A 23,495-nucleotide genomic window follows, 5' to 3' on the forward strand; every position below is an offset into this window, starting at 1 on the left:
CTGGACGGCGGTCCGCGCTACAGGTCGATCCAGGCGCGAGCCCGCGGGAAGTACAGCGCAGCCCGCGCGGCGCGGCCATCCAATGCCGTGACCTGCGCGCAGTAGCGCAGCAGCTGGTCGCCGTGCCGTTGCCGCATGCGCGCGGCGAAGGCTGCCGGTGACTCGCCTGGATGCGGCCGGCCGGTCTTGTAGTCGACGATGAGCCAGCCGTCCTCGGTGCTGAGCGCGAGATCGATCACGGACACTTTGCCCGCGGCGTCGATCAGGGGCCATTCACGGCGCGCGCCGGATTGCGACAACAGCCACAGGCCGCGTTCGTCGGCCAAGGTCGCTTGCAAGGTTTCCAGCACGGCTTCGGAGGCCGCGTCCGCCTGGCTGGCGGGTATGCCTGCGCGCGTCAATTGACGGCGCATGGCGGGCAGACGCTGGGCCAGCGCATCCGCGGACCAGGCCTGCACGCCGTCCTGGCCGATGCGCGCCAGCCACGCGTGCGACAAGGTGCCGATGGCCGCGTCGTAACCGGCTTCGAGTTGCCAGGCGGGATGTTCGCCGCCCTCGCCCCAGACGCCGCGCGCCGCGGCGCCAAAGCCCGGGCTGACCGCCACGTCCGCCAAGCGCGCCAGCTGCGCCAGGCCATCGCGGTCCACGCGCCGCAATGGCTCGCCCTGCCATTCGGGGCCGTCTTCCGCTTGCGCAATGGCTACGCCATCCAGCGGCGGCGGGACTGGCACGGTCAGGCAAGGCCACAGGCGTCCCAGCAGGCTGGAGGACGACGGCGTCTTGGCCTGGCCGCTGGCCTCGTCCACCGATACGTGGCCCACCAGATGCAGGCGCTTGCGCGCCCGCGTTGCCGCCACGTACAGCAGACGGTCGATTTCATATGACGCGCGGCGCGCTTCGCGCGCCCCCAGGTAGCGCGACAAGGGATCCGCCTCGGTCTCGGCGCGCGGCTTGACCGGACCGAACAACACGCGGCCGCCGCTCTGTTCAAAGCGCACCAGCGGCGCCTGGTCGCCGCGCGGCGCGCGGTGCAGGCCGTAAAGAATGACCGTTTCGAATTGCAGGCCTTTGGACTTGTGCATGGTCATGATCTCGACCGCGCCCGCGTCTTCGTCCGCCGCGTCCGGCGCGGCGAACAGGCGCGCGATGCCCGCATCCAGCGCCGCCACGTCGATGGCGCCGTGCGGCGCCAGGCGCTCGACCAGCTGGAACAGGCTTTCCGCGTCGTTGGCGACGGACAGGCCGGCGTATAGCGCCGGGCCGCCCAATCGGCGCCATAGCGATTCCACCCAGGCCGCGAATGGCATGGCGCCCGAGGCATTGCGCTTGTCGAGCAAAATTTCCGCCACCTGGCGCAGGCGCTCGAATTCATCCGCGCCCAGCACGCTCTGCGCAGATGGCGCTTCGGGCGATTCGGGCGCCGCGTCGAACAAGGACCCCTGCGGCGCGCTGGTGACTGTTGGCGGCGCGGCCTGCGACGAAGTCTGCGGCGGGATGCGCAGCGCGCGCTCCAGCAGCACCGGCACCGGCGTGATGTGATCGTCGCCGAAAAGGCGCTGCAAAGAGGTCAGCGTCAAGCCGCAATACGGCGCGCGCAGCACAGAGAGCCAGGCCAGGCGGTCGCCCGGGTGCGACAGGGCGCGCACCAATTGCACCAGATCGGCCACCACGGGCCTGAGCGCCAGCGGCACCAGGTCCACCGCGCGGCAGCGTATTCCTTCCTGGGCCAGCCTCCGGGTCAGGTTGCCCAGGTGGCTGCGAGCCCGCACCAGCACGGCGACGGGATGCTTGGCGCCTTTGTGATCGATCAGGGCCTGGCGCACCAGTTCCACCGCGATATCTTCGGCCTGGGTTTCGGCGGGGGCCGCGCCCTCGCGCGACCATGCCGGATGGAAACGCACTGCCGGTTCCGGCAGCGCTTCGTGAAAGGCAGTGGACGGACTGTAGGCAATCGCCCCCGCCGCCGCATCGCTGCGCCGCGGCAGCAGTTGCGCAAACGATTGGTTCACCCATTCGACGATGCCCGCCTGCGAACGGAAATTGTCGGTGAGGTTAAGGAAATCCGGCTGCAGTTCGCCCACGCCTATGTCCGCGACCTCCAGGAAGAGGCCCACTTCCGCCTTGCGGAAGCGGTAGATGGACTGCATCGGGTCGCCCACCAGGAACAGGCTGCGACCATCGCCCTGCTGCCAGCCCGAGGTGAGCGTGCGCAGCAGGTCCAACTGGGTCTGGCTGGTGTCCTGGAATTCGTCGATAAGCAGATGGCGGATCGAGGCGTCCAGCTTCAGCAGCAGTTCGCCCGGATCGTCGGCGCTGCCGAGCGCGGCCGCCGCGCGTTGCGCGATCTCGATGAAATCCACCTCGCCGGTGTCGGCAAAACGCAGCCGCAATTGCGCCACCGCCAACGCCAAGGTCATGAGCTGCGCGCCCAGCACTTCCCATTGGGCATCAGTGAAATGCGGCATGGGCACGTCGCGCACCGCATGCAGGCGCCGCACCCAGGCCGCGTCGGGGTCGGCGGATTCCAACCAAGCCACGAACGGTTCTTTGTGCGCGCACTTGGGCGGGAAGCCCAGGTTTTTGTTGACGGTCTTGCGCAGGGTACCCGTGCCGGTCAGCAGCAGATGCGCGACGGCTTGCCATTGATCAAGCGCGTCGGCGTCCGGCGGCAGTTCTTCGGTCCAGTCCAGCAAAGCCAGCAGCTTGTTTTCGCCTTCGCCATCCTGCAGGCTCGTGGCGGCCAGCCGCGCCGGGCCACAGAGCGCCTCGGCCCAGCCATAAGGCATCGCTTCGCAAAGCGCATCAAGGTCTTCCCCGATGGCCTCGGCCAGCATGGCTTCCATGCCTGCCCTGTCGGATCCGTGACGCAGCAGCGGCAGCCATTGGTCGCGCTGCCCCAGCATGCTGGCGATGGCCTCCTTGGCCGCCTGCACGTCCACGTCCAGGTGCTTGAGCAAGATGCGCACGGCTTCGTAGTCGTCGGCGAGATCCAGGGTGGCGCGCGCGGCGGCCTCGTAATGGGCGCGCGCATCGTCGGTGATCTCGGGCATGCCGCCCAGTTCCGACAGCCACGGCATGCTGCGCACCAAACCCGCGCAGAAAGAGTCGATGGTGCGTATCGCCAGCCGCGCGGGATGATCCAGCAGATGCCAGCCCTGCGCTTCGTTGCGCGCCAGCGCGGCGCGGGCCAGATCCCAGCTGCGGCGCTCGTGCATGGCTTCGGGCGGCGCGTCCAGTCCGCGGCGCAATTTGCTCAGCACGCGCGCATGCATTTCGGAAGCAGCCTTGCGCGTGAAAGTGATAGCGACGATTTCTTCCGGACGGTTCACTGTCGCCAGCAGCGCCAGGATACGGTCCGTGAGCAGCTCGGTCTTGCCGGAGCCCGCAGGCGCCTGCACCAGGAACGAGCGCGTCGGATCCAGCGCGTCGGCGCGCGCCACGTGGTCGTGCGGCAAGCGTTCTTGTTCAGCCATGGCTCATGCGTCCTCATCGTCCAGATGCAAACGCAGGAACGGCAATGCATCGCAGTATTTCAGATCGTCGCGGCGGTACGCCACGTTGGCCGCATGACCTGCGGCATACTCGTCGGCCAGGGCTTCGATGGCCGTGCGCCAGCGCTGCCGTATCTCCACCCAGCTCAGGCCGTCGAAGTACTTGCTCTCGCTTGCCAACGTGACGCCAGGCACGCCCAGGTCCTCATCGGCCAGGCCTTGCGCGGCCACCTGGCGCGCATGGATCTGCGCCAGCACCAGGCCGGCCACTTCGCCGCCAGCCGCATCCGCCAGCACCGACGCATAAAACGGCAATTGCACGTTCACGGGGCGGCTGCGCGACCAGTCCGGTTCGGGCTTGGCTGCCGCCACGCCGGTCTTGTAGTCGACGATGACATTGCGGCCATCGCCCAGTGTGTCGATGCGGTCCAGCCGCAGTTTCAGGCTGAGCGCGCCACGTTGCCATTGATGGTTCTTTTCTACCTGCGCCACCGCGAAGGGCAAACGCTGCGCCTCCATGTCCAGCCAGGACGCCAGCACGGCCTGGGCGCGCTGGCATTCCAGCGTCTTCAAGGCGGGCGCATAGTCTTGCAGCTCTTCGTCCGCGGCCTGCGCCACCGCTTGCTCCAGCAAGGCAGGCAAACGGCCCGTGGCCATGATCTCGTGCAGCGCGTCCTGGTCGGGCATCATGCCCCACACCAATTCCAGCGCCTTGTGCAGGAACTGGCCGCGCACGTTGACGGTGGCCGCATCGGCATAAGGCGCCATTTCGCGTCCGCCCAGGCGATGCCGCACGAATGCCCACAGCGGATTGCGCGCCTGCGTGTCCAGCACGTCCAGCCCCCCGCCGCCCCGATTGCCGGCAGCCAGCGCCGGGCCTTGGGCGTCATCCAGCGATTCTTGCGGCAAGACGGCCTGGGCTTGCGCCACAGCGGGCGTCCAGTCCGTCAGTTCCGCCAGCGCGATCAATGGCGACGGGCGCAGTTCACGTTCGCCATCCATGTGGGCATGGCTGACGATGATCTCGGGCGCGCAGCGGCAGAGGGCGGCGTGCATGCCCTCGGCCCATTCGCGTTCGCGTTCCGGCGTGGCGCGCGGCGCCTTGGCCTGGCGCAGCACGGCCAGCGGCAGGAGCGGATTGGGCTTGGGCGATGCGGGCAGCACATCGTCGGTCAGGCCCAATAGCCAGACGCCGTCCCAATAGCCCCCTTCCGCTTCCAGCAAACCCAGCACGTCCAGGCGCGCCAGCGGGTCGCGCTGCGGCTGGAAAGAAGCGGAACGCGCCACGCTTTCCAGCAGGTTCACCGCCGCCACGCCCCCAAGGCGGCCGGCGGCCGGCGCCAGCGCGGAAAAGCTGCCCAGCGCGTCGCCCAACGCGCCCATCACCTGATAGCCGACGCTATCCAGCACGCCCTCGCCGGGAAAGCCCAACGCCATCAGGGCGGCTTTCATGCGCAGCATCCACACATCGCAGGTGGCCTGGCGGCCTCCCTGCGTCCATATCTCCATGGCCTGGCTCCAGGCCGGCGCCAACAGCGGCAGGTCCGCCAACAGCCTGCGCCAGTCCTGCGGACTGACGTGCAACTGCGCCTGACGCCGCCAGCGCGCATCAATCGAGGCCAGCCGCGCGCGGTCGCGCACATCGCCCGCGCAATGTCCGCCCAGCAACGCCGCGCCAAGCACCTCGACGCCGCAGCCCTTGCCTGGCGCGCATTCGGCCAACGCGCGCAGCCACGCGAGCGCGGCGCGCGCCATGGGCCATTCGTTCAAAGGCCGGCCCACCGCCACGTTGAACGCAAAGGCGGGTTCGCCACCGCGTCCGGCCAGGGCCTGACTCAGCACACGGCGGGCGAAAGGCGACTCCGCCTCCAGCTGCGGCGAAACGATGGCATAGCGGCCATGAGGATGCGCCTTCAGGCGTTCGGCCGCCCAGGCCGCGGCGGCGCGCCATTCCGCGCCTTGATCCGCCGCTTCGAACCGGCGCGCCGCCGTTTCGATCCGCTGCGCATCCCGCCATTGCACAACGGCCGCGCCCTGCTCTTCGAAGGCGCGCAGCAGCCGGCGGAATCGCGGCGAGATGTCTGTGAACCCAGCCAGCACCAAGTGTTGCGGAATAGGCAGGCGCCCGTCCTGCAACGCCCGCAGCACGCGCGCGTAGCCTTGGTTGGCGTCCTCGGCATCGATGCCGGCCAGCACTTGGCGATAGCGCGCGCGCCATTTCGCAAAACCGCGGTACTCATCGGTGTCCGCCCCCGAAGGCACCTGCAGTTCCCATTCGTCCATGAGCAGGTCCGCATCCATGGACAGGCGCGCGGCCTGGCTGGCATCCAGCAACACGCGTTCGGCCTCTTCGGCTCGGATTGCCTCGGTCCATACCAATTGCGTGGCAAAACTGTCCAGCCGGTAAGCAGGCACTTCGTCATCTGCCTCGAACGCGAGTTCGTTGGCGGCATCGGCCAGCCATGCGGACAAGGGCAGGATGCGCGGCAATTCGCTGACCTGGCGCTCCTGGCGCAGCAGCCCCGCCAGCTCCAGCGTCAGGCGGCGCGACAGCCGGTTGTTCACCGTCAGCACGAGCGTATCGGCGGCGGACATGCCGCCGATGGCCGGCAGCGATAGATCGGGATAGGAAGGCGATGAGTCCTGCATGGGCACCCGGAGCGCCGCGGAGTAGCGGCGCGGAATGATGGAAGAAATACCGCCGTAGGATACCGCGAGGCAGATCGGAAAATGCGCCTAGAAGCCGCAGAGCGCGGCCAGGTTTTCCCAGTGGATCTGCATTTCGGGGAGGGTGTAGCCCCAGAACGCCAGGCCCAGGACGGCGGCCAGCGCAAGCACGCCCGCGACCCGCCAGCCGCGATGGCGGCGGGAGGCGGGTGCGGAATGCGCGGAGGATTTCATTGGCGATCCTGGAATCAGGCAGCGGCGGGTTGGGCCACCGGCTGTTCACGCACCGGCAGGCACAACAGCGCAGCAATGATGGCAAGCGCCACGCCCAGCCACCAGACTGCGTCGTAGTTGCCGGTCTTGGCATAGGCATACCCGCCCAGCCATACGCCGATGAAACTGCCCAGTTGGTGCCCCAGGAAGACAATGCCCGACAAGGTGGCCGCGTAGCGCAATCCGTAGATCTGGCCGATCAGACCCTGCGTAAGCGGCACGGTCCCCAGCCAGAACAATCCCATCCACGCAGCGAACGCGTACAGCACCCATGGCGACAATGGCAGCCACAGCAACAGCAGGATGCCGAAAGCGCGCATGCCGTACACCACGGCCAGCAGACGCTTCTTGCTGTACTTGCCGCCCAGCTTGCCCGCATAGAACGAACCCAGCACGTTGAACAACCCGATCAGCGCGATGGCGGTTGCGCCCTGCCCCGCGCTCAGGCCGCCGTCGGAGACGTACGCCGGGAGGTGGAGCGTGATGAAGGCCGTATGGAAACCGCAGACGAAATAGCTCCAGAACAGGAAATGGAACGAAGGGTGGCGCACCGCCTGCTTGACCGCCGAGGCCAGCGATTGCTGCGGCCCGGTGTGGGCTTGGGGACGTCCGCGCAGGAAATAGGCAAGAGGCGCGCCGCAGGCGACGAACAGCGACAGCACCCACAATGCGCCCGGCCAGTCCAGGCCGCTGATCAAGACCTGGCCGGTGGGCACCACGGCGAACTGGCCCAGGGACCCTCCGGCGCTGGCGATGCCCATGGCCGTGCTGCGGTAGGCCGGCGGCACCGCGCGGGCCACCACTGGCAGGATCACCGGGAAGGTCGTGCCGGCCTGGCCGAGGCCGACCAGCACGCCGGCCGTCAGGTAGAGCGTGGCTTCGTCGGTAGCGAAGCGCGTGCCTATCATGCCCAGCATGTACAGCAGCGCGCCCAAGGCGATGGTGCGGCCCGAGCCGTAGCGGTCGGCCAGGACGCCCATGAAGATACAGGCCACCCCCCACACCAGGTTCTGCAGCGCGAAGGCCATGGAGAACACCTCGCGCCCCCAGCCCTGCGCCAGGCCCATGGGTTGCATGAACAGGCCGAAGGTGGCCCGCACCCCCATGGCGAGCAGCACGACCAGCGTGCCCACGATCAGGGTACGGATGAAATTCGTATCGGTTTGGCTAGACATGAAACCCGTTTTTCGTTGTTTTGGTTCGTCGCCCCCTCCTCGGGACGGTCCGGCGCGCAGCGCGGGACTCGGACATCATATACAAATAGCGTCCGGACTCCGGGAATATCCCCATTGAAGGTCGGGTCCGGGCATCGAAGCCGAGGCTCTGGATTTGGGGCTTGCGCCGCCTGCTGATAGACTTGCGTCCTGCGCCGAAGCCCGCGCCGCCAGTGCTAAACTCAGGGCCGGAAGTTTCGTAGCGATATCAAGGCCTTAGTGAGCAGGCATGGCCCCTGTGGCCCGCGCTGCCGCCAGATCCCACATCGTCTCGCCGTAGTTAAATGGATATAACCGGCCCCTCCTAAGGGTCAATTGGTGGTTCGATTCCACCCGGCGAGGCCATCTCCAGCGTCGATTCCGGCGCTTTTCTTTTCCCCGCGCACGCAGCGCGCCCCCGTATGGCGCATCCTCGCCCGCGGGCGTGTCCGTCCCGGTCCCAGGGATAAAAGCCGCGCGTTCAGCCAGATGAGGGTTAATCCGGGCTACGCTCACGCGCGGCGTGCCGTTAGCTTCTCGGACTTGTCTTGTGACGAATTGAAGCGACGTCAATACGTCACTAATATTTTTTTCGACGATGATAGCGAATCGTCTTGCGCACGACTTGAAATTGCTGTTTAAATTCGACGCGTAAGCCTCTAATTCATCTGGACTTTTCCTGGCCCGACGAAACGCCGGCTTAAGAAACATTTACTGACAGACTGACAAGCCAGCTCAAACCATGGCATTTTCCTGGAAACGTGCGATTGCGAACGCGATAGCGCCTGCGGCGCTGGCGGTGTGCGCGCTCCTGCCCCCCGCCGCGCAAGCAGCAAAGAATACCGACCCCTGCAAGACCAACGCCAAATCGTCGGCCTGCAAGGCGCAACAAGCCAAGAAGGCTCCGGCCCCCAAGGCCAGCTCCGGCAAGAGCGCCTCGGGCAAACAAGCCGCCTCCTCCGCCAAAAAGGCTCCCCCCAAATCTTCCTCCGGCAAGAAGGCCGCCGCTCCCAAGGGCGGCAAACAGGTCGCAGCCAAGGGCACTCCGCCCAAGAAGGGCGCCGCCGCCGGCAAGAATGGCAAGCCGAACAAGCCCTCCCGCGCGCAGCGCGCCGCTGCCGCCGCCGCGCTGGGTTCGGCCGCCATGCCGCCGCCCGCTACTTCAGTGCGCGCCGAAGCCGCCGCGCTGCGCTCCAGCACCGCCTACGTGCAAGACCTGGAAACCTCCACGGTCATCTTCGCCAAGAACGAAAACGTCGTGCGTCCCATCGCTTCCATCTCGAAGCTGATGACCGCCGTCGTGGTGGTGGACGCCAACCTGCCCATGGATGAAATGCTGGAGATCACCGACGAAGACGTCGACGGCCTCAAGCACACCACGTCGCGCCTGCGCGTGGGCACCAAGCTGTCGCGCGGCGACATGCTGCACCTGGCGCTGATGTCGTCCGAAAATCGCGCCGCCAACGCGCTCGGCCGCCATTACCCGGGCGGCTTGCCCGCTTTCGTGGCCGCCATGAACGCCAAAGCGCAAGCCTTGGGCATGACCAGCACGCGTTTCATCGAACCCACCGGCCTGTCCAGCGACAACGTCTCGTCGCCGCACGACCTGGCCCGCCTGCTGCGCGCAGCATCCCAACGCCCGCTGATCCACCGCTACTCCACCGACACCGAGTACGAAGTCGAGGTCAACAACCGCACGCAGACCTTCCGCAACACCAACCTGCTGGTGCGCAAGCCCGATTGGGATATCAAGGTGTCCAAGACGGGCTACATCAATGAAGCCGGCGAATGCCTGGTCATGCTGGCGCGCATCAACGGCCGCGACCTGGCCATCGTATTGCTGGATTCGCAAGGCAAGCTGTCGCGCATCGGCGATGCGGTGCGCATCCGCCGCATCGTCCAGAACGAAGTCGCGTTGGCATCGATCCAGTCCGGAGGCTGAAGGCCCACCGCCGTTGGCGGCGACCTCGGCAAAAGGGCCCGACAAGTCGGGCCCTTTGCTTTTTCCGGCGCAGCCCGGAATGACCGCCGGCGGGTTATGCCGCCTTGCGCTTGGGACGTAGCGGCTCCGTGTCATACAGCGTGGGCGGCAGGCCCTCCAACACGGCTTGCGGATTGAGCGAGCGGATCGGCACAGCGGCATCCCGCGGAATGCGGCCCTCTGCCTGCAGCAACTGATAGCGCAGGCAACACACGCGCAGGAAAGAAGTGAAGTTGGCGGCCTCGCCGCGGTACTCGATCAGTTCGTCGTACAAACGTTCGATCAGCTGCGTCACGCGCATGCCGTCGCGGCCCGCGATTTCTTCCAGCACTTGCCAGAACAGCCGCTCCAGCCGCAGGCTGGTGGCCACGCCGTGCAGCCGCAACGAACGGGTTTCGGGCGCGTACGACTGCTCGCTGGCGCGGATGAAGATTTCACACATGGGAGCTCCTGGAACTCGAAACGGGGCCGGGATAGCTACGGCTCACTGTACGCCGGTTGACGCGCCCGCGGCAAGGCGCGGCGACGGCCCCAGAACTTCAGCAGCTTGCCGCCTCATTGTGAAACCACACGTTTCCGCTGCCCATGCGCAAGCGGCCCTGTTGATATAAATCATGGTCGGGAATGCGTCCACGTTCGAGCATAAGGAATCTTGATCAGACTTCGGAGGCAGTGATGGATAAAACCATGAAAGCGGCGGTTGCACGAGCATTCGGCAAGCCCCTGGCAATCGAAGAAGTCGCGGTGCCCCGCCCCGGTCCGGGCGAACTGCTGGTAAAGATCGAAGCCTGCGGGGTATGCCACACCGACCTGCATGCCGTCGAAGGCGACTGGCCCGTCAAACCCAACCCACCCTTCATCCCTGGCCACGAAGGCGTCGGCCACGTCGTCGCCGTGGGCGCCGGTGTCACCCATGTCAAGGAAGGCGACCGGGTCGGCATCCCCTGGCTTTACTCTGCCTGCGGGCATTGCGAGCACTGCCTGGGCGGCTGGGAAACGCTGTGTGAACAGCAAAAGAACGCGGGCTACTCCGTGAACGGCGGCTTTGCCGAGTACGCGCTCGCTGACGCGAACTATGTGGGCCTGCTGCCCAAGAACGTCGGCTTCGTCGAGGTCGCGCCCGTACTGTGCGCTGGCGTCACCGTTTACAAGGGCTTGAAGATGACGGATACCCGCCCAGGCAACTGGGTGGTCATCTCGGGCATCGGCGGGCTGGGGCACATGGCGGTGCAGTACGCCAAGGCCATGGGACTGAACGTGGCCGCGGTGGACATCGACGACACCAAGCTGGACTTCGCCCGCCGCCTGGGCGCCGAGGTCACGGTCAACGCCAAGTCCACCGATCCGGCGGCTTATCTGAAACGCGAAATCGGCGGCGCGCACGGCGCGCTGATCACGGCCGTGTCTCCCAAGGCCTTCGAACAGGCGCTGGGCATGGTGCGCCGCGGCGGCACCGTGGCGCTCAACGGCCTGCCCCCGGGAGACTTCCCGCTCTCGATCTTCGACATGGTGCTTAATGGCGTCACCGTCCGCGGCTCCATCGTAGGTTCGCGCCTGGACCTGCAGGAGTCGCTGCAATTCGCCGAGGAAGGCAAAGTCCACGCCACCGTGGCCACCGAAAGCCTGGAGAACATCAACGACGTGTTCGACCGCATGCGCCGCGGCCAGATCGAAGGCCGCGTCGTGCTCGACTTCGCGTGACCGGCACACGATGATGCAAAAGCGCCAGGGGCGGCAGAAATGCCGCCCCTGGCGCTTTTGCATGCCCTCATCGCGCACGGCGCGAGGGCATTTTTTCCTGGAGAATCAGGGCGTGATCTTGGTGCCCAGCACCGCCAGGAATTGCGACATCCAGGCAGGATGCGCGGGCCAGGCCGGTGCCGTCACCAGGTTGCCGTCGGTGTAGGCCTGATCGATGCCGATTTCGGCGTAGGTGCCGCCCGCCAGCCGCACTTCGGGCGCGCACGCCGGATACGCGGAGCAGGTGCGGCCCTTCAGGATGCCGGCTGCAGCCAACAGCTGCGCCCCATGGCAGACCGCCGCGATGGGCTTGCCCGCCTGATCAAAGGCACGCACGATGTCCAGCACCTTTTCATTCAGGCGCAGATACTCCGGCGCGCGGCCGCCCGGGATGACCAGGCCGTCGTAGGACGACGGCTCGACGCGATCAAAGTCGTAGTTCAGCGCGAAATTGTGGCCGCGCTTTTCGGTATAGGTCTGCGCGCCCTCGAAATCGTGGATCGCGGTCGCGATGGTGTCGCCGGCCTTCTTGTCCGGACATACCGCGTGCACCGTGTGCCCCACCGTCAGCAGGGTCTGGTACGGCACCATGGTCTCGTAATCCTCGGCGTAGTCGCCGACCAGCATCAACAGTCGCTTGCTCATGTTTGTCTCCTAGGGATGGCGGAAAGCCGGTTCAGCGCCCGTGGCCGGGCCCGGTTCTTGATCTACGCCCCTATTGTGGCGCGGCCGCCGGCCTGGGAGGTGGTATGGGGATACCACGCGGAGGGCCAACACGCGGGTCGGCGGCTACTCCAGCGCGACGGACACGCCCTTGGCGCCCAGGAGACTGACCAGGACCTTGGGATCGATGCCGATCAGATAACCGCGCCGGCCGCCGTTGATGTAGACCACGGGGTAATCCAGTACTTCAGCCTCGACCCACACCGGCATTTTCTTGCGCGTGCCAAAAGGCGAGGTGCCGCCCACCTGGTAGCCCGAATGGCGTTGCGCCACCTCGGGCTTGCAGGGCTCGACCCGCTTCAGGCCTGCCTGGCGCGCCAGGTTCTTGGTGGAAACCTCGCGGTCGCCGTGCATGACGACGATCAGGGGCTTGGCGGACTCGTCTTCCATCACCAGGGTCTTTACCACCGCATGCGGATCCAGGCCCAATTGACGGGCGGCTTCGCCCGCGCCGCCGTGGTCCACGTAATCGTAGGTGTGTTCCGTGTACGCCACCTTGTTCTGCTTGAGGAACTGCGTGGCGGGGGTTTCAGAAACGTGGCGGGCTTTGCTCATGAGTATGTGTGAAAGAAGAATTGTGAGAACGTCGCAGGGGGCTAGCCACGCGGATGATGCGCCGCATGCAGCGCCTTCAGACGCTCGCGCGCGACGTGCGTATAGATCTGCGTGGTGGAGATGTCGGCGTGGCCCAGCAACATCTGCACCACGCGCAGATCTGCCCCATGGTTCAGCAAATGGGTGGCAAAGGCGTGCCGCAGCACATGCGGCGACAGCGGCGCGCGCACGTCGGCCTGCAAGGCGTATTTCTTCACCAGCTGCCAGAACGCCTGGCGGGACATCGCCTCGGCCCGGCCCGTGATGAACAGCGCGTCGCTGACGCGGCCGGCAGCCAGTTCCGGCCGTCCAGACTTCAGGTACCGGTCGATCCAATGCGCGGCCTCGGCGCCCAATGGCACCAGCCTGTCCTTGCCGCCCTTGCCCAACACCACCCGCACCACGCCCTCGTTCAGGCTCACATCCAGCGTGCGCATGCCGACCAGCTCGGACACGCGCAGGCCGGTAGCGTAAAGCGTCTCCAACATGGCGCGGTCGCGCAGGCCGCGGGCCTGCTCCAGGTCGGGCGCGCGCAGCAAGGCGTCCACCTGCTGCTCCGACAGCGTCTTGGGCATGCGCGGCGGCTGCTTGGCGGCGATCAGCGTCAGGCAGGGATCGCGTTCGGCGCGGTGCTCCCGCAGGGCCCAGGCATAGAAGCGGCGCAGCGCGGCCAGCCGGCGGTTGGCCGTGGTGGCACGCGTTTCCTCGTGGCGAAAGGCGAACCAGGCTTCGATGTCGGCCTTGCCGGCATCGCGCAAGGGTTTGGCCGGTCCGGCAGGCAGCGCGTGAGCCTGCGCGACCTCGCCATGGCGATCGGCCATTTCGCGCGCGTAGGCCTCCGGGTCTTCCAGCCAGCGGGCGAAGCCGGTCAGGTCGCGCCGGTAGGCGGCCAGGGTATTGGCCGACAGGCCGTCCTCGAGCCATACGGCATCGATGAAGGCGTCGATATCGGCCTGGGATTGAAGCGGCGGACGGGTTTCGGGCATGCCTGGATTCTACGGCTCAGCGTCCGCCCACGCCCGCGGCGGCGGTCTTCAGCCAGCTCTCGAAGAGCTTCAGCGCCTCGGAACGTTCACTGCGCTGCGGATAGCCGAAGTAATAGCCCTGGCTCACCGACAGCGATTGCGGCACAGGCATCACCAGCGTGCCCTGGTCCAGCGCAGGCTGGGCCAGGAAGCGCGGCATCAACCCGACCCCGAGGCCCGCCTGCACCGCAGCCATCACCATGGTGAAAAGCTCGTAGCGCGGCCCGCCGGCAGCGTGAGGACCGTACAGATGGTTGTTCGCCCCATACCATTGGCGCCAGGCATCCGGCCGTGACGCCAAATGCAGGTGCGTCATGCCCGCCAGCGCGCTGGCGCCCGGTTCCGGCTTGCGCTGCGACAATTCCGGCGCGCATACCGGCACCAGCTCGCGTTCGGGAAACAGCAGCACGCCCTGCGTGCCCGGCCACAATCCGTCCCCGTGGTACAGCGCGCCATCGAAGGGCTGGTCCTTGAACTGGAACGGCAGCGTGCGCACGGACAGGCTGACCGTGATGTCGCCGTGTTCGCGCTGGAAGTCCGCCAGGCGCGGTATCAGCCAGGTGGTGGCCAGCGTGGGCACCACGGCGATGTGGATGCTGCGGCCCATGCCGGTGCGGCTGACCAGACCGAAGGTGTCCTTTTCGATCTGGTCCAGATGGTGACGGATGCGGCCGGCGTACTCCGCCCCGTGGTCGGTCAACACGATGCGCCGCCGTACCCGCGTGAACAGCTGGACGCCCAGGCGCGCCTCCAGGCTGGCAACCTGCCGGTAGACGGCGCTGTGCGTCAGGGACAGTTCCTCGGCCGCGCGGGAAAAGCTGCCCAGGCGGGCCGAAGCTTCAAACGCCTGCAAGGCGCTCAGGTTGGGAATGCCGTTTCTCATGGAGCGGGAACCGCCAGGTGCAAGCAGCGCCGCCGCGCCAGGGCGCGCGGTTCTTGCCGCGGCGCAGCATGGCAGGTCGTGCCGGTGGGTCAATAGATTGTGCAATTTTATCAATTGCATTGTGCGATCAAGGAACATTATGCTCGGATGTCCTAACCTCGGCTCATCATGACTACCACCCCCATGTCCCAGCAAGAATCCCGCCTTGGCGGACACATCCTGGTCGACCAGTTGGTTGCGCAGGGCGTCAAACATGTTTTCTGCGTCCCCGGCGAAAGCTATCTGGCAGTGCTGGACGGCCTGCACGATGCGGACATCAAGGTCACGGTGTGCCGCCAGGAAGGCGGCGCGGCCATGATGGCCGACGCCCACGGCAAGCTGACCGGCGAACCCGGCATCTGCATGGTGACCCGCGGGCCCGGCGCGTCCAATGCGCTGGCTGGCGTGCACATCGCCAAGCAGGACTCCACTCCCCTGATTCTCTTCGTCGGCCAGATCGAGCGCGGCATGCGCGAACGTGAAGCCTTCCAGGAAATGGACTACCGCGCCGTGTTCGGCACGCAGGCCAAATGGGTCACTGAAATCGACCAGGTCGAACGCATTCCCGAACTGGTTTCGCGCGCCTTCCACATCGCCACTTCGGGCCGCCCCGGCCCGGTCGTGATCGCGCTGCCGGAAGACATGCTGGTCGAAGCCGCCAAGGTGGCCGACGCGCCGCGCTATGAAGTCATCGATTCCGCCCCCACGGCCGGCCAGCTGGCCCACCTGGAAAAGCTGCTGGCCGACGCCACGAACCCGGTCGCCATCCTGGGCGGCACGCGCTGGGACGCCCGCGCGGTGCAGCAGTTCGCCGATTTCGCGCAGCGCCACGCGCTGCCCACGGCCGTATCCTTCCGCCGCCAGATGCTGTTCCCGGCCGACCATCCCTGCTTCATCGGCGACGTGGGCCTGGGCATCAACCCGGCGCTGCTCAAGCGCGTGGCCGATGCGGACCTGATCCTGCTCGTGGGCGGACGCATGTCGGAAAACCCCAGCCAGGCCTATACCCTGCTGGACATCCCGGTGCCCAGGCAGAAGCTGGTGCACGTGCACCCCGATTCCGCCGAACTGGCGCGCGTCTACCGCCCCACGCTGGCCATCAACACCTCCCCCGCCGCGTTCGCGCAGGCATTGGCCGGCCTGAAGGCGCCTGCCCAGCCCGCCTGGGCGGCCGGCACGCCGGTCATGCGCGAGTCCTACCTGAAATGGAGCGACCCCAGCGCCATCACGACGCCCGGCGCGCTGCAGATGGGCCAGGTCATGGCCTATCTGGAAAAGACGTTGCCCGCCGATGCCATCATGACCAACGGCGCCGGCAACTACGCCACCTGGCTGCACCGTTTCCACCGTTACACGCGCTACGGCACGCAATTGGCGCCCACCTCGGGTTCCATGGGCTACGGCCTGCCTGCCGCCGTCGGCGCCAAGCGCGTCTCGCCCGACAAGACCGTGATCTGCTTCGCGGGCGACGGCTGCTTCCTGATGCACGGCCAGGAATTCGCGACCGCGGTGCAGTATGACCTGCCCATCATCGTCGTGCTGGTGGATAACGGCATGTACGGCACGATCCGCATGCACCAGGAAAAGCACTATCCCGGCCGCATTTCCGCGACGGAGCTGAAGAATCCGGACTTTGCCGACTATGCCCGCGCCTTCGGCGGGCACGGCGAACGCGTCGAGACCACCGAACAATTCGGCCCGGCCTTCGAACGCGCCATGGCCAGCGGCAAGCCGGCCATCTTGCACTGCTTCATCGATCCGGAAACCATCACCCCGGGCACGACCCTGGAGAAAATCCGCGACGCAGCGCTCAAGGCGCAGCACTGAAGGCGGGATGGAGCGGCGGCGCCCGCCGCTCCATCCGCCGCTTGCCGCCCGAATTATTTTAGGTTTAAACTTTCTAGCATTCCGAAATCCATAGCGGAGACCCAGCATGTCCTCGAATCCTTCCTTTCACTGGCAAGACCCCCTGTTGCTGGACCAGCAACTGACCGAAGAAGAACGCATGGTGCGTGACGCAGCCTACGCCTATGCGCAGGACAAGCTCGCCCCGCGCGTGCTGAACGCATTCCGCAACGAACAGACCGATCCGGCCATCTTCTCCGAAATGGGCGAACTGGGCCTGTTGGGCGCCACCATCCCCGTCGAATACGGCGGCGCCGGCCTGAACTACGTCAGCTACGGCCTGATTGCCCGCGAAGTCGAACGCATCGACTCCGGCTACCGTTCCATGATGAGCGTGCAGTCGTCGCTGGTGATGGTGCCCATCAACGAATTCGGCAGCGAAGAGCAGAAGAAGAAGTACCTGCCCAAGCTGGCCCGCGGCGAATGGATCGGCTGCTTCGGCCTGACCGAACCCAACCACGGCTCCGACCCCGGCGGCATGGAAACCCGCGCCGTCAAGACGGCCGACGGCTACAAGCTGACCGGCAACAAGATGTGGATCACCAACTCCCCCATCGCCGACGTCTTCGTGGTGTGGGCCAAGTGCGTGGGCGGCGACTTCGACGGCAAGATCCGCGGCTTCATCCTGGAAAAGGGCATGAAGGGCCTGTCGGCTCCGGCCATCCACGGCAAGGTCGGCCTGCGCGCCTCGATCACCGGCGAAATCGTGATGGACGAAGTGGAAGTGTCCGCCGACCAGATGATGCCTGGCGTGTCGGGCCTGAAGGGTCCGTTCACCTGCCTGAACTCGGCCCGCTACGGCATCGCCTGGGGCGCCGTGGGCGCCGCGGAAGCCTGCTGGCACACCGCCCGCCAGTACACCCTGGACCGCAAGCAGTTCGGCCGCCCGCTGGCCGCCAATCAGCTGATCCAGAAGAAGCTGGCCGACATGCAGACCGAAATCACGCTGGCCCTGCAAGGCTGCCTGCGCCTGGGCCGCATGAAGGATGAAGGCACCGCCGCCGTCGAAATCACCTCGATCATGAAGCGCAACTCTTGCGGCAAGGCGCTGGACATCGCCCGCCTGGCTCGCGACATGCTCGGCGGCAACGGCATCTCCGACGAGTTCGGCGTGGCCCGTCACCTGGTGAACCTGGAAGTGGTCAACACCTATGAAGGCACCCACGACGTGCACGCCCTGATCCTGGGCCGCGCGCAGACCGGCATCCAGGCGTTCTATTGATCGCCTGACCGGCCAAAGCCAGCCGCCCCTCGGGGCGGTTTTTTTTGGCGGTTCCGCTGGTCTTGCAAGCCGGCTTCCCCGATACTGCATCCATGGCGCCTGTGGGCGCCATCCGCATTCGACGCAATATCAGCCGGCTTATCCAGAATGGAAATACACATGACTCCGCGGCAGCTTGTCGAACTTTGGGTCGAGCGGTTCAATGCCGCCGACGCCGACGGCCTGGCCGAGCTTTATGATGAAAAGGCAGTGAACCACCAGGTCACCCAGGAACCGATTGTCGGACGCGATGCCATAAAGGCGATGTTCGAACGGGAGTTCGCCCAGGCCGACATGACCTGTATCGTGGAGACGATCCACGACGCAGGCGAGGTCGCAGCCCTGGAGTGGCGCGATCCCTTGGGCTTGCGCGGCTGTGGGTTCTTTACCGTGCGCAACGGCCGGATCGTTTTCCAACGAGGGTACTGGGACAAGCTGTCTTTCCTGAAGATGCACGGCCTGCCCATCGCGTAAATACCGCGCGTCCGCAGCCCCCCCAAAAAAGTCCGCGCATTGCCGAAAGCCCGTATAGGCGAGTCCTTGCACAGGCCGTACGCTTTGCGGCATCGGCCAGGCACAGGCCCGGGCGCCCCTTGCGCCGTTCCGCGTGTCCAGACCAGGATTTCCCCTCGACCAGGAGCCGCGCATGCAAGGTTGTCCTACCCTCCGCCTGATGGCGGGTATCGCCATGGCGTTCGTCGCCCACGGCGCGTACGCCGCCACCACTCTTACGATGGCCACCGAATACCCGCCCACATCCATGCCCGGGCAAGGCGTGTCCACCTTTGCCGACCTGGTTCGCGCCAAGACGGCGGGCAAGGTGATCATCGATGCCAGCTATGACGCGTCCAAAGGGATCAAGTCGGCCGACATGATAGATGCGGTGCAAGCACGCCAGGTAGATGCCGGCGACGCCTTCGCCGGCGCGCTGGCCAGCAAGTACCCCTTGTTCGGCGTGTCTTCCCTGCCCTTCCTGGCGGACTCTCTGTCCAAGGCCCGCAACCTGAACAAGGCGGCCCGGCCTGCGTATGAAAAGCTGCTTGCGGCGCATGGACAAAAACTGCTCTACACCACGCCCTGGCCGGCATCCGGCATCTGGTCCAAGCAGAAGCTGGACAGCGTAGGCGCCCTGAAGCGCCTGAACATACGCACCTACGACGCCACGTCGCAGGACGTCATGCAGAAAGCCGGCGCCCAGGCGCGCAGCATCTCCTTCGCGGACGCGATGCCCCTGATCGCCTCGGGCGAGGTGAACGCGGTGCTGTCATCGGGCGACGGCGGCGCGGGCCGAAAGTTGTGGGAACACCTGCCCAACTTCGCTGAAATCAACTACGCCATGCCGATCTCGGTGGCGACCATGAACCTGCAGGCCTACCAGGCGCTGGATGCGCGCACGCGCCGCGCCATCGACCAGGCGGCGGCCCAGACCGAGACCGAACAATGGAAGCGCATAGACGGGCGCCTGCAGCAGAACTACGCCAACATGCGCAAGAACGGCGTGGCGATCAATACCTCGGTGCCGCTGCCCGTGCGCCGCGCGCTGAAGGACGCGGCCGCGGATTCCGTCAAGGCGTGGAAGGCGGCGGCCGGCCCCGACGCCGCGGCCATCCTGAAGCAGGCAGGCAAACGCTAACGCGCCTGACGGCGGCCGGCCCCAATGTCGCGGACCACGTGATGCATCAGTCCGCTGGCCCTTGAGCCATGCGTAGTTCTGCCGGGAGATATTCGCGCATGACATCGATGAAGCGGCGTAGCCGGACCGGCTGGTAGCGCGAGGGCGGGTAGACGAGGTAAACCGGCAGCGGCTCGGCGTGCCAACGCGGTGCCACGTGCACAAGGCGACCCTGGGCAATATCCTCGGACATTGCCCAGGCAGAGCCCAGGCCCGCCCCCAGGCCCAGTACCGCGGCCCGGCGCAACGCATGCAGCCCGTCCGTGGACAAGCGCGGCGTGATACCAAAACGCGCAACCTCACCGGTATCCAGATTCGTCAGGACGACTTCATCGCGATAGAAGGTGCGCAGCGCCACCCAGGGCAAGGCGGCAAGCTGCCTGGGATCATCGGAACTTTCAATCGACTGCAGCACACCGGGCGCCGCCACCACGATGCGCGGCACCTCGCCCAGTTTCAGCGCAACCACCGAAGGGTCGGTGATCGGGCCGACGCGCAAGGCGCAATCGATGTTCTCGGCAATGAAATCAGGCATCCGGTCGTGCAACAGCCATTCGACCCGCATCTGGGGATACTGCCGCAGATAGCGCGCGAGCGGCTCGACGAACTGGTGCTGGCCGAACGCATGAGGGGCAACCACGCGCAGCATGCCCGCGGGCTCTTCGCCGCCGCCGCGCACCTCGCTTTCAAGCGAATCCCAGCCGGCGATGAGATTCTTGGCGCTTTGATAGCAACGCTGGCCGTCCTCGGTCAGGCGTATGGCGTGCGTGGAACGCTGCAGCAAGCGCACGCCCAGCATGCGCTCCAACAGTTGCAGCCGCCGGCTCACGGTGGGCTGTGTGCCGCCCAGTTGCACGGCGGCAGCCGACAGGCTGCCGGCCTCGACGATACGCACGAACGTCTCGATGAGAAGCACGCGGTCGGTGCTGGATACGGGAGATGGGGGCTTGGTCATACGCTCATCGTATAACGGATTTACCCACTGACGGGCTACCAGACAGCTCCCGGGACGTCCACAATCTGCGCCACACCCTACATCGGACTTCCATCATGTCTTCGTCGAATACTCTTGAAAACGCGCCTGCACGCGGCCTCATCGCGCTACTGGCGGTCGCCGCCGGCCTGGCGGTCGCATCCCTGTACTACAGCCAGCCGATGCTGGGCCTGCTGGGCGCGGAGCTGGGCGCCACGCCCAGCTCGCTGGGCTGGATTCCCACGCTTACCCAGCTTGGTTATGCGTTTGGCATATTGCTACTGGCTCCCCTTGGAGACCGGTACAACCGCAAGCGCATCATCCTGATCAAATCTCTCTTGCTTGCCACCAGCCTGCTGATGGCCGGCTTCGCCCCCGGCATGGGCTCGATGCTGGCCGCCAGTTTCACGGTCGGCCTTGCCGCCACCATGGCGCAGGACATCGTGCCCGCGGCGGCCACGATGGCTCCCGCACAACAGCGCGGCGCCATCGTCGGGACGGTGATGACCGGTTTGCTGCTGGGCATCCTGCTGTCTCGCGTGATCGGCGGATTCGTGGCCGCCAACTTCGGCTGGCGGGTGATGTTCTGGTCCGCGGCGCTGGCGATCCTGTTGCTGACGCTGGCGCTCTGGCGCAGCCTGCCCGCCTTCGCACCCACGAGCCGGCTGCCCTACCGGGCGCTACTCCGGTCGCTGGGCACCTTGTGGCACCAGTACCCCGAGCTGCGTCGTAGCGCCATGGCCCAGGGACTGCTGTACATGGGATTCAGCGCGTTCTGGTCGACGCTTGCCGTCATGTTGCAAGGGGCGCCGTTCCATCTAGGCGCCGATGCCGCGGGCGCCTTCGGCCTGGCGGGTGCCGTGGGCGCACTGGCGGCGCCGTTTGTCGGCCGGCTCGCCGACCGTCATGGTCCAGTCACGCTGGCCCGCCAGGGCGCGGCTCTGACGGCAGTTTCGTTCGCGTCGATGGCGCTGCTGCCCGCGCTGCCCCCGTCCGCCGCGCTATGGCTCATTGCCGCCAGCACCGTAGGCTTCGATCTTGGAATCCAGATGTCGCTGATCGCCCATCAGAGCATCGTGTATGGTCTTGATCCCGCCGCGCGCAGCCGGCTGAATGCGGTGCTCATGACCAGCGTTTTCGTCGGCATGGCGGCGGGAGGCGCGCTGGGCAGCTTGGCGCTGGGACAGTGGGGCTGGGCAGGCGTCACCGCGTTGGCTACCGCAACCGCCCTCGGCGCGTTGGTTCTGCGAAGCTTGCGCCAACGGCCGGCTGACACGGCAGCGTGCAGAGCCTGATTGGCGGCCAGCCTTCAGCTGTCGCCTGAGAGATCGAACAGACTGGTCGCGTCCAGTTCCAGCACGCCTTCATCGTGCTGGTTCAGGACTGTCCAGGCCCAGGTGATGATGCCCAGGTCCGGGCGCGACGATGAATGGCGCACGCCTTGCACGCGCGCTTCGAGGCGCAGGGTATCGCCGGGACGCACCGGCGTGCGCCAGCGCACCTCGCCCAGGCCGGGCGAGCCAAAAGACTCGGAATCGTGCAGCGCCGCGTCGACGGCCATGCGCATGGCCAGCGCGCAGGTATGCCAGCCGCTGGCGATCAGCCCGCCCCAACGGCCTTCCGACGCGCGCTTGGGATCGGTGTGGAACCATTGCGGATCGAACCTGCGTGCGAACTCCAGTATCTCGGCTTCCGTCACGACGACCGGACCGCCCTTGATGACCATCCCGTCCTTGAACTCGGCGAACTTCATGTGTGGATTCCCCCCGCAAATGCAATCGGCGCGCCACGGCGCGCCGATTGCCACGCATGTTTGTGGATTCAGTACGTTTCGAAATGCAGGCGCCCTTCGCGGCGCAACGCATCATGCAGGATAGACCAATCCTGGCCCCCTTGCACCGTCACATCGCGCAAAGCGTCCAGCACGCCGACCTCCATGCCTTTCAGGCCGCACACGTAAATGCAGGTATTGCGATCCGCCAGCAATTCCCGTACCGAGGCCGCGCGTTCGCGAATCAGGTCCTGCACGTAGCGCTTGGGCTGCCCCGTTTCGCGCGACAGCGCCAGATTGATATCGATGAAGTCGCGCGGCAGTTTCATCAGCGGCCCGAAGTACGGCAACTCGCGCTCGGTTCGCGCGCCGAAAAACAGCAGCAGCCGGCCGTTTTCGCCGGTGTCGATGCGGCGGCGGTAGCGTTCCGTCATGGCCCGCATGGGCGCCGAGCCCGTGCCGGTGCAGATCATGATGAGATTGGCGCGCGGGTGGTTGGGCATCAGGAAGGTATGCCCGAAAGGGCCGATCACCTGCACTTTGTCGTTCTTGGCCAGATCGCACAGGTAATTCGAGCACACCCCGTGGGCGGCCGCGCCGGCATGGTCTTCGGTGACGCGCTTCACGGTCAGGGAAAGATTGTTGTAGCCGGCACGTTCGCCGTCGCGCGGACTGGCCAGCGAATACTGGCGCGCGTGATGCGGCCGCCCCTGCGCGTCCACGCCCGGCGGCAGGATGCCGATGGACTGCCCTTCAAGCACAGGGAATGGCAGTTCGCCGAAGTCGAGCACGATATGGTGGATGTCGCTTTCCGTGTCGGCGCCCGTCACGCGGTAATTGCCGACCACGGTGGCCGTCATCGGCGTCTTGTGCGTGTACAAGTTGACGTAGGGATGCGCGGCGGACCAGGGCGGGACGGTGGCGCCAGGCGCGCTGAATGGCGCCGGCGCGGCCAGGTCCGTTGCTGCCGGCACATCGTCGGCCGGCAGCGCAGCCGCCGTCTCGGGCAAGGCTTTTTCGCCAGGCAATTCCTCCCAGCCCAACTGCTCCTGCACACCATAGGCTTCGGCGCGCACCATCAGCCGCCAGTTATCGATGGCTCCCGTCGGGCATGGCGGCACGCAAGCCATGCAGCCGTTGCAGATATCGGGATCCACCACGTAGTTGTTCGAATCGTGGGTGATCGCCTTGATCGGACAGGTTTCTTCGCAGGTATTGCAGCGGATGCAGATCTCGGGATCGATCAGATGCTGCTTCAGGACTTCTGCTGGTAAGGGAGCGTTCATCTCGGTCTTCCCCATGCT

At 66.3% G+C, this 23,495-nt stretch carries 19 protein-coding genes and 1 tRNA gene; 8 read left to right on the plus strand and 12 right to left on the minus strand.

What is annotated here, in order from left to right:
- Window positions 1-17 precede the first annotated feature (17 nt).
- The 4 genes from CEY08_RS22590 to CEY08_RS22600 all read right to left on the minus strand — a co-directional run bounded on the left by CEY08_RS22590 (window position 18) and on the right by CEY08_RS22600 (window position 7,606).
- Entirely contained in the window at window positions 18-3,473 is a 3,456-nt protein-coding gene (locus tag CEY08_RS22590) for a UvrD-helicase domain-containing protein (RefSeq protein WP_076815050.1), read from the minus strand.
- Window positions 3,474-3,476: 3 nt separating this feature from the next.
- A complete protein-coding gene (locus CEY08_RS22595) occupies window positions 3,477-6,140 on the minus strand; it encodes a PD-(D/E)XK nuclease family protein (RefSeq protein ID WP_088607802.1) in 2,664 nt (887 codons plus the stop codon).
- 87 nt (window positions 6,141-6,227) lie between these two features.
- Window positions 6,228-6,392 (minus strand): hypothetical protein, encoded by a 165-nt coding sequence (locus CEY08_RS30015; RefSeq protein ID WP_164793197.1) that lies wholly within the window; start codon window positions 6,390-6,392, stop codon window positions 6,228-6,230.
- Between the two features lie 14 nt (window positions 6,393-6,406).
- A complete protein-coding gene (locus tag CEY08_RS22600; RefSeq protein ID WP_063643193.1) occupies window positions 6,407-7,606 on the minus strand; it encodes an MFS transporter in 1,200 nt (399 codons plus the stop codon).
- Window positions 7,607-7,915: 309 nt separating this feature from the next.
- Between CEY08_RS22600 and CEY08_RS22605 the strand changes: the two genes are divergently transcribed.
- Window positions 7,916-7,990, plus strand: a tRNA-Arg gene (locus tag CEY08_RS22605).
- 376 nt (window positions 7,991-8,366) lie between these two features.
- Window positions 8,367-9,566: a D-alanyl-D-alanine endopeptidase gene (pbpG, locus tag CEY08_RS22615; RefSeq protein WP_063643197.1), complete on the plus strand. Its 1,200-nt coding sequence runs from the start codon at window positions 8,367-8,369 to the stop codon at window positions 9,564-9,566.
- A gap of 94 nt (window positions 9,567-9,660) precedes the next feature.
- On the opposite strand, the gene CEY08_RS22620 is transcribed toward pbpG, so the two are convergent.
- Window positions 9,661-10,047: a ribbon-helix-helix domain-containing protein gene (locus tag CEY08_RS22620; RefSeq protein WP_042794724.1), complete on the minus strand. Its 387-nt coding sequence runs from the start codon at window positions 10,045-10,047 to the stop codon at window positions 9,661-9,663.
- A 233-nt stretch (window positions 10,048-10,280) separates the two neighbouring features.
- Here CEY08_RS22620 and adhP point away from each other — a divergent pair, with 233 nt between their 5' ends.
- A complete protein-coding gene (adhP, locus tag CEY08_RS22625; protein WP_042794726.1) occupies window positions 10,281-11,306 on the plus strand; it encodes an alcohol dehydrogenase AdhP in 1,026 nt (341 codons plus the stop codon).
- A gap of 105 nt (window positions 11,307-11,411) precedes the next feature.
- Here the strand turns inward: adhP and CEY08_RS22630 are convergent, their stop codons facing one another.
- The 4 genes from CEY08_RS22630 to CEY08_RS22645 form a co-directional block, all read right to left on the minus strand.
- Complete coding sequence (locus CEY08_RS22630) at window positions 11,412-11,990, minus strand: DJ-1/PfpI family protein (protein ID WP_042794727.1); 579 nt, start codon at window positions 11,988-11,990, stop codon at window positions 11,412-11,414.
- A gap of 144 nt (window positions 11,991-12,134) precedes the next feature.
- Entirely contained in the window at window positions 12,135-12,623 is a 489-nt protein-coding gene (gene ybaK, locus CEY08_RS22635) for a Cys-tRNA(Pro) deacylase (RefSeq protein WP_042794728.1), read from the minus strand.
- A 41-nt stretch (window positions 12,624-12,664) separates the two neighbouring features.
- Entirely contained in the window at window positions 12,665-13,648 is a 984-nt protein-coding gene (gene xerD, locus CEY08_RS22640; protein ID WP_076815052.1) for a site-specific tyrosine recombinase XerD, read from the minus strand.
- Window positions 13,649-13,664: 16 nt separating this feature from the next.
- Window positions 13,665-14,570: a LysR substrate-binding domain-containing protein gene (locus CEY08_RS22645; protein ID WP_063643207.1), complete on the minus strand. Its 906-nt coding sequence runs from the start codon at window positions 14,568-14,570 to the stop codon at window positions 13,665-13,667.
- Between the two features lie 183 nt (window positions 14,571-14,753).
- Between CEY08_RS22645 and CEY08_RS22650 the strand changes: the two genes are divergently transcribed.
- The 4 genes from CEY08_RS22650 to CEY08_RS22665 all read left to right on the plus strand — a co-directional run bounded on the left by CEY08_RS22650 (window position 14,754) and on the right by CEY08_RS22665 (window position 19,408).
- Complete coding sequence (locus CEY08_RS22650) at window positions 14,754-16,436, plus strand: thiamine pyrophosphate-binding protein (RefSeq protein WP_076817847.1); 1,683 nt, start codon at window positions 14,754-14,756, stop codon at window positions 16,434-16,436.
- Between the two features lie 106 nt (window positions 16,437-16,542).
- On the plus strand, window positions 16,543-17,736 hold the full coding sequence (locus tag CEY08_RS22655) for an acyl-CoA dehydrogenase (RefSeq protein ID WP_042794731.1): 1,194 nt from the start codon (window positions 16,543-16,545) through the stop codon (window positions 17,734-17,736).
- Window positions 17,737-17,895: 159 nt separating this feature from the next.
- The gene (locus CEY08_RS22660) at window positions 17,896-18,249 is read left to right on the plus strand and encodes a nuclear transport factor 2 family protein (protein ID WP_042794732.1); all 354 of its coding nucleotides are present in this window, start codon (window positions 17,896-17,898) and stop codon (window positions 18,247-18,249) included.
- Between the two features lie 172 nt (window positions 18,250-18,421).
- Window positions 18,422-19,408, plus strand: coding sequence for a TRAP transporter substrate-binding protein (locus CEY08_RS22665; protein WP_076815054.1), 987 nt, complete (start codon window positions 18,422-18,424; stop codon window positions 19,406-19,408).
- A 46-nt stretch (window positions 19,409-19,454) separates the two neighbouring features.
- On the opposite strand, the gene CEY08_RS22670 is transcribed toward CEY08_RS22665, so the two are convergent.
- On the minus strand, window positions 19,455-20,402 hold the full coding sequence (locus tag CEY08_RS22670; RefSeq protein WP_076815056.1) for a LysR family transcriptional regulator: 948 nt from the start codon (window positions 20,400-20,402) through the stop codon (window positions 19,455-19,457).
- A 95-nt stretch (window positions 20,403-20,497) separates the two neighbouring features.
- On the opposite strand from CEY08_RS22670, the gene CEY08_RS22675 reads away from it, so the two are divergent.
- The gene (locus CEY08_RS22675; RefSeq protein WP_063643218.1) at window positions 20,498-21,715 is read left to right on the plus strand and encodes an MFS transporter; all 1,218 of its coding nucleotides are present in this window, start codon (window positions 20,498-20,500) and stop codon (window positions 21,713-21,715) included.
- Window positions 21,716-21,729: 14 nt separating this feature from the next.
- Here CEY08_RS22675 and CEY08_RS22680 read toward each other — a convergent pair whose 3' ends face one another.
- Both CEY08_RS22680 and boxA read right to left on the minus strand, forming a co-directional pair.
- Window positions 21,730-22,173: a MaoC family dehydratase gene (locus CEY08_RS22680; protein ID WP_042794735.1), complete on the minus strand. Its 444-nt coding sequence runs from the start codon at window positions 22,171-22,173 to the stop codon at window positions 21,730-21,732.
- A 68-nt stretch (window positions 22,174-22,241) separates the two neighbouring features.
- Window positions 22,242-23,477, minus strand: coding sequence for a benzoyl-CoA 2,3-epoxidase subunit BoxA (gene boxA / locus CEY08_RS22685; RefSeq protein WP_076817849.1), 1,236 nt, complete (start codon window positions 23,475-23,477; stop codon window positions 22,242-22,244).
- Window positions 23,478-23,495: the final 18 nt, after the last annotated feature.

The organism is Achromobacter insolitus (genome assembly GCF_002209555.1).
GTDB lineage: Bacteria > Pseudomonadota > Gammaproteobacteria > Burkholderiales > Burkholderiaceae_B > Achromobacter > Achromobacter insolitus.